Source organism: Halorubrum halophilum (assembly GCF_000739595.1).
Lineage (GTDB): Archaea > Halobacteriota > Halobacteria > Halobacteriales > Haloferacaceae > Halorubrum > Halorubrum halophilum.
In genome coordinates this window covers 1-6177 of record NZ_BBJP01000083.1, presented here as the reverse complement: position 1 = coordinate 6177, position 6177 = coordinate 1, and the positions used below count along the sequence as shown (strand labels likewise).

The following is a 6177-nucleotide window of genomic DNA, read 5'->3' as shown; positions in this document are numbered from 1 at the left end:
CGACAGCCGATTCTTCCGGTAGCTGTCCACCGATTTAGATAGCGGTCGTGAGTGACGACACTGTCGCGTCGGCGGCAGTGCGCCGCCGACAGCGACGGTCCATCCTGAAGATCACACTCACCAGCGATTCGAAGACGCGCCACGACCAGTTCCATCTGATTCATCGCCATCAGACGAGATTACGCGGCTGTCGATGTGATCGACTGAGGCTGAGAAGACAGCTGACGAGGGGCGGGACGTCATCATGGAGGAGGTCGTTGACGGTACACGACGCGCGATCGTCGTCGAGTGTAAACACACGGGGACGGTCGGGCGGCCGGTCGTCCAGAAGCTCCACTCGGCGATCGCGACGTTCGACTTCGATGGCCCGAAACGCGGAATGGTCGTTACGACGGGCCGGTTCACGAGTCCCGCTAAAGAGTACGCCGACCGCCTCCAACAGAAAGCCGATCCGTATCCCATCGAGCTGCTCGACGGCGAAGATCTCCGGGAGATCGCCGACGAGATCGGCCTCGACCTCTACAACGGTCGCATCGAGATTCTCTGTGACGAGACGCTTCGCCCGTACGACCCAGCAAAAGATGTCGACGCACCCGTCCAGGAAGTGTTTCGTGACATCGAGAACATCGAGGCAGCCGACGTCCCGACACCGCATTCGGCGGTGACGTTCCGCCCGGTGGTCGCGGTTACCGCCGACACGAACGCTGTCTTCGAGACGTCTGTCGGCGTCATCCACCGGATCAACGATCGGACGCAGTTCGTGGTTCACGCTGAACGTGGCCACCCACAGGTCGTCGACGAAGACGTCGCGACACTGGTAAACGAGAACCTCCATACGAGGATCGAGCTCGACTCGGAACAGTTTGGGGAGGTGTTCGACGACGTCGAGAAGCGCCGATTCGGGCAGACCCAGACCGAGTACAAGGAGTGGGCCGTCGAGCGGCTCCAGCAGCACCACACGACGACTGTCACCTACACCGGTGACAACAACGTCACGTACAACAAGACGTGTGAGCCGAATCTCTCGGATATCTCTGTACAATCGATTGAGCCGGTGTATCTACCTGAGGTTCGGCAGACGACAGGGATACTGGAGTATTCGTATCCCTATGAATACTATGCTGCTGGCCCTTCACGAGTCACTACAGAGGATGGAATTCACCGGTGCGTCCACTGCGAGACGAGTGACGTCGACGAGAGGTACACGTATTGTCCGAACTGCGGGGCCATCGCCTGCGATAGCCATACTAAGACTGAACGGCTTGAGCGCGAGCCGATCTGTACTGGCTGTGCGGTGACGGACCGGTTCGCGTTGAAGACGAAGTACTTCTACGACGAGGAGAATCTCGAGGCGTTCCGCGAGGAGTACGCCGCTATGCCGCTTCACGAGAAGGCGATGGAGAACAAGCTCTTGGCTGGGGGAGGTGTGGTCGTGATCCTCCTGCTCGTCGTTGGCCTGCTCGTCATCGGTGGCATCATCTAAACCCGTCTCCGATCTGCCAGCCCTGTGACGGGCCGGAGAGTCGGTTCGCATTTATAAACGTATAGTACCTGTCAACGGCGTCGAACTGTTTCTCCGTCGCGCTCGAGAATCTGCTTTGCGACTAGTCGGTCAATCGCTTCATCGACGGTATCTTCCTGATCATCCGAAAGTGCTCGCACATTGGCGAGGACTCTATCTCGAAGTAGTTCCACGTTATCGATCCCATCGTCAACAGCACCCAGAACGGTATATTCAACCTCGAACTCCGTCGCGAACTCCGCGATACGGTCGGTGAACATGCTTGGAAGCCCTGACAGTGAGTTCACTGCCACCTCAATTGTGAATAGGGGATGCGAACGATCACGGATTTGCTGTGCTTCAGTCGAGCCGGTATTGAACGGTCGCTGTTCATCGATCTCAGTGAGAATTGACTCGTATTCCAGGCCACGCTGGGCGTATTTCCGCATATCTCCGATATCGCGTCGACGGCCACTCGCTAGGTCACCGCCAGAAACCGCTTTCAGCAGGAACATATCCTCATCCGAGAGGATGAACGCTGTTACGCAACTTCCGGTCCAGAACTCTTCGGCCCGATCACGCATCCGGTCGGTGATCCAGACTTTCCCGACGATTTGCTGTTCGAAAATATCGATTCGAAACCCGCGCTTGTCGTGATGTAATTCGATGGTTTTTCCAACCCCTTCGAACGACTCAGTTGGTTCGTCGACAACTGTGAATCCCTGTGACGTGAGCGTCTGGTAGACGTGTTCGAACTCAGAAATAACACCCACAGCGAGATCGATATCTTCGGTTTGGTCTTTCAACCCCCGAACCGTCATTGCAGACCCGCCGAGGAGATACACCGTCACGGACTCTGAAAGCCAGCTATCGAACGCCTCAAGGAACTCTTTGACCGCCTCACCACCTCTGAACACCGTCATGCTACACCGTACTGCTCTTTAAGTGCCATAAATTCTGATTCACTTGGAATGGCGATAGGGGCCTCGTCCGAATCCTTGACGCCTCCCTGTAATGCTTGGTACATCGCAGCGACCGTGGATTCCAGCTCGTACCACGCTGCAATGTCTGTGAGCGTCTCTTGGTCGATTTTCAATGCCTCGATTAAAAGCATCGCATAGCTAACTCGACGGGAGCCGCTATTGAGCACGAGCGTGTGACATACTACTTCGCCCGGTGTGAGTTCCTCGTCAGGCGCATACCAGAATGCTGGCTCACCTGCAAGAAAAAACTGTAGCCCGTACTCCTCGAACCGACCGAGTCCGGTCACCTGCCACTCAGGTGCGTCCAGTAGTGCGTCTGTATCCTCTGTGGTCTGTACGCGAACGAGTGTTCGTTTCGGGTCGCACCACTCAACAGTCGCACTCGGCGCGATCTCTCGGGCTCGCGAGCGATGATCGTGGGTCACGACTTCTCGTGCGAACGTCAGCAGCGGCGAGAGGTCATCAGTCAATGCATATTCGGGCCCAGACGGCGACAGCATCGCACGGTGCTTGAGCGGTGACAACGCGTTGTGGACACCCTGTCGGGTGATGTCGAGTCGGTCTGCAATTCCGGACACTCGGCGGGGCTCGTCGAGAAACCAGCACACTCGAAGGGTAGCAGGTGAGAGGAGGTCAGCCCACTTGACGTGGCTGAGCTCCGACTGCAGCCTCCGGTACGCTTCAACGACTGGGTGGTCTGCGACACGGACCTTCCGCTGGTTGTTGGGTCCGCGTTTTTCGGCTAGGATCCCCGCCTCCAACAAGTTATCGAGTACCTCGTAGATGTGTGACTGGGAATACTCGGTTTCTTTTGCCAGAGCTGCTGGCGTCGCTCTGCGGCCGGTACTCAGCACGTCAATCACAGCGAGTCCAGCCCTTGACACCATCTTTGTATACCCTAAAACCTATTCCTTTATATGAGTTTCCGGATTTCTCTTGACAACTAAGCTATCCTGTACCGAAGTTTTTGAGCGGTTTCTTTGGGAACCTATGGAATTGAGAATACGTTCGCTTGAAGCCCTCGTTGGCGACCTACGCGAGGCGAGGTTTGTTGTAAATACCGGCCCACCGCTCCTCGTGGAGTTACATCGGGGCCTACTCCTGGTCTTTCGATACTCTCGACTCATATACGCCCTTGGGCGGTTCTGGGAAGCCGCTTACTCTCTCCACAACACATGTACCGCGATGGAGAGTGAGGGTTATCAGTTGGCCGCCTGATACACAGGTCTCTCGTTGAGTTCGTAGATGAGGTATAGGCGTTGACGGAAGACCGATTTCTGAGATTCGCTCACTCGAAGAACGGGCGGTGGGTGAGAATGGAGAACAGGAGAACTACCCAGTTCTCCACATGTTAACCAACAGTATACTGGTGCTAGTCGAGAGCGTTGGTTAAGTTGGTATAGTTTGTCTTAAATGTCGGATAGACGTTGTTACAATATACGTACGATGTTGTCAGAGGCACTTACAGCCACCTCGCAGTCGACACTCTCTGCTGTTGTCGGTGCTCTCATTCTGGGTCTTCTAATTGCGTGGCTAGTACTGCAGCTGACTACTCCACGGCGATAACTGACGCCAGTCACTGTAACTGGGCACTGGGAACTACTAACCATACCTTGTCCAGATCAAGCGACGGAATGTCGTCTGTTTACCTAGTTCGACGGACGAGGCGTCAGTCACGTTATCTCAACTGAACCGGTAGCGCGGAGTCCCTTTCCTCAACGATCGAACGGAAGGACCGAGTAGGGAAGAAGAGTTGCGTTCGTATCAGCCACAAGCAACACTTATATCGCACTCATTTACATTCTTTGAATCAATGAATCACTGATTCATTGATCAGCATCTTCCTTTGCTAGTTCGCGAATCTTCTCTTTCGTCTCTTCTCGGTACTCTCCAAACGCTACTTCGAAAATCGCTCGGTAGAAGTGCTTGTTCTTTTCCAGGGTGATGCCGTCTCGTTTTAGCTGTTTTTTCAGCCGCGTGAATGTGACTTCGATGTCTTCGCTCTGTTCCGGCTCGACGTATATTGTGGCTGAGTCCCAGTCTTCTCTGATGTTCAGCGGTTCCTCATCTGCTACTGCTGTCTCGTCAATCGCGGATTCTGCCGTGTCTGTAGGCCCCTGCTGTTCTGATTGCTCCGCGGAAGCAGCTGCTGATTCGAGGTCTTGTCTCTCTGATGATGTCGGCTCCTTTGTCTCGTCGTTGACCGTGTCTTCCTCGTTTTCCGCCTCTTCTGTCGGGTTCTCGAATCGCTCATCCATTCCTCGGGGCATCTTACACCTCCACCGCCGTTTTGTCGAAGGCTCGCTCCATTGTCTCAGCAATCTCTAGGAACAGGTCGCGCTCTACCCCTTGGTCATTCGCGTCTTCCCATTCGAAAATATCACAGCCATTGTCCCACGCACGTTGAATTGCCACGCGCATCGGGAGTTTAAAAATTGGCGCTAGTGACGCATATGACTCGTCAAACACGTCTAGGAACTTCTGCGATTGACCATCGTCTCGATACATGTTCGCTAGTAGTCCCACGATCGCAATCTCGATCTGTTGGTTATTCTCGATGGATTCCAGCTGGTCCCAGAGATCGTCTAGAGCGTCTCGGGAGGTCGCTTGAGTTTGTGCGGCAAGGAAGACGTTCTGGGCCGCGATGAATGCTGCATCTGTGAGGACTGAGAGATCAGGCGGGCAGTCGATCAAAATAAAATCGTAATCATAACCATCGTCTACCAATTCTTCGAGAGCAACTTTCAACGACAGACGAGCGCCTGCGTCATCCATCCAATCCCGGGCAAGCCCCATGTCCTTATGACTTGGCACGAGATCGAAATTCAGGTGTTCGTACTCGTCGCTGTGGATCATGATCTCTGACAGCGTTGTGTCGTCTGTGCGTGGATTGTCAACGAGGACGTCGAGAAGATTTGCGTCGTCGGTAGCAAGTGTGTTTGGTAAGTCGTTCTTCGGGCTTGCTGGATCGTTATCGTCGCCCGGTCCCAGTCCAAGCCCTTTCGTCATGTCGGCTTGTGGGTCCATGTCGATCGTAAGAACATCGTGATCGCGAGTGGCCAGCGCTGCGGCACTGTTGAGTGTCGCTGTTGTCTTTCCCGTCCCGCCTTTCTGGTTGCCGAAGGCAATCGTGGGAATGCCAGTTGATGGTGTGACGCCCCATCCACGAGGTGACTCAGTCATACACGGATCATTGATTCAATGATTCATAAAGCTATGTCAGACACTCTATTCCGAAATGAATCTCCTAAAGTCCTGAATTCTCTGTTATAATCTTCTGATAGGCTAGAATTCACTATAATACATCGAACTCAGTAGATCAATGACTCAAAGATTCTTGGACTCAATGATCTATTACTCGCTATGTCAAATATCCTGAGTAGGCCTATTGCTACCGGATCATGGAGTCTGTGATTCAGTCTTCATACAGTATTTGATCTCTTTGATTCATGATGTCTGGGATTCAATAACTCTGTAATTCACTGATTTCATAATCCGCCGTACTCTAGTAGGTTCCAAGAAGCAAATACTCAGTGATTCTTTGAATCCCTATTTTCTTGATTCATTGATTCACAGATTCTCTGATTCAATGACTTACTCTATTTCAAACTTGAGCTGGTGATACTGGCAAGACAGATCCAGTCGAGATCAACAGCGAGTTTAGGACGACGGTAGTTGGATAGCAAGACCAAG

Annotated in this window: 4 protein-coding genes and 1 pseudogene; 1 reads left to right on the top strand and 4 read right to left on the bottom strand. The window is 53.3% G+C overall.

Features of this window, described 5'->3' with window-relative positions; translation table 11 throughout:
- Positions 1 to 205: 205 nt before the first annotated feature.
- A pseudogene (locus ACP96_RS17025) lies at positions 206 to 1483 on the top strand (restriction endonuclease); the annotation flags it as partial.
- Positions 1484 to 1554: 71 nt separating this feature from the next.
- Here the strand turns inward: ACP96_RS17025 and ACP96_RS17020 are convergent.
- The 4 genes from ACP96_RS17020 to ACP96_RS17000 form a co-directional block, all read right to left on the bottom strand.
- Complete coding sequence (locus tag ACP96_RS17020; RefSeq protein WP_050034202.1) at positions 1555 to 2424, bottom strand: hypothetical protein; 870 nt, start codon at positions 2422 to 2424, stop codon at positions 1555 to 1557.
- Positions 2421 to 3371: a winged helix DNA-binding protein gene (locus ACP96_RS17015; protein WP_050034201.1), complete on the bottom strand. Its 951-nt coding sequence runs from the start codon at positions 3369 to 3371 to the stop codon at positions 2421 to 2423. Before ACP96_RS17015 ends, ACP96_RS17020 begins: the two co-directional genes overlap by 4 nt.
- 939 nt (positions 3372 to 4310) lie before the next feature.
- Positions 4311 to 4742, bottom strand: a complete 432-nt coding sequence (locus ACP96_RS17005; RefSeq protein ID WP_082222610.1) for a hypothetical protein — start codon at positions 4740 to 4742, stop codon at positions 4311 to 4313.
- A 13-nt stretch (positions 4743 to 4755) separates the two neighbouring features.
- The gene (locus ACP96_RS17000; protein WP_050034198.1) at positions 4756 to 5667 is read right to left on the bottom strand and encodes a ParA family protein; all 912 of its coding nucleotides are present in this window, start codon (positions 5665 to 5667) and stop codon (positions 4756 to 4758) included.
- Between the last annotated feature and the right edge of the window lie 510 nt (positions 5668 to 6177).